This window comes from Streptococcus mitis (genome assembly GCF_009496155.1).
GTDB classification, from domain to species: Bacteria; Bacillota; Bacilli; order Lactobacillales; family Streptococcaceae; genus Streptococcus; species Streptococcus mitis_BQ.
In genome coordinates this window covers 1-672 of record NZ_WIJP01000048.1, presented here as the reverse complement: position 1 = coordinate 672, position 672 = coordinate 1, and the positions used below count along the sequence as shown (strand labels likewise).

At 41.8% G+C, this 672-nt stretch carries 1 protein-coding gene; it reads left to right on the top strand.

Annotated elements, in window-relative coordinates; genetic code table 11:
* A partial coding sequence (locus GEZ84_RS10640) for a YPDG domain-containing protein (RefSeq protein WP_194252079.1) occupies positions 1 to 672 on the top strand: 672 nt, incomplete at both ends.

The following is a 672-nucleotide window of genomic DNA, read 5'->3' as shown; positions in this document are numbered from 1 at the left end:
TTACAGGTAAGGTTCTTGTACGTTATCCAGATGGCTCAACGGAAGAAATCCCAGTCACTGTAACAGTAGGTGAACAAGACAAAGATATCTACACACCGAAGTATGAAGATGGCAATGGCAAACCAGGATCTAAGGTTGAAATTCCATTAACAGAAGAGAATGGTAAGAAGATTCCAGATGGTACAACCTTCGAAAGTGACCAACCAGGCGTTATCGACGTAGATAAAGATGGCAAAGTCACTGTTACAATTCCAGAAGGAGCAAACCCAGGAGATAAGATTACAGGTAAGGTTCTTGTACGTTATCCAGATGGCTCAACGGAAGAAATCCCAGTCACTGTAACAGTAGGTGAACAAGACAAAGATATCTACACACCGAAGTATGAAGATGGCAATGGCAAACCAGGATCTAAGGTTGAAATTCCATTAACAGAAGAGAATGGTAAGAAGATTCCAGATGGTACAACCTTCGAAAGTGACCAACCAGGCGTTATCGACGTAGATAAAGATGGCAAAGTCACTGTTACAATTCCAGAAGGAGCAAACCCAGGAGATAAGATTACAGGTAAGGTTCTTGTACGTTATCCAGATGGCTCAACGGAAGAAATCCCAGTCACTGTAACAGTAGGTGAACAAGATAAAGATATCTACACACCGAAGTATGAAGATGGCA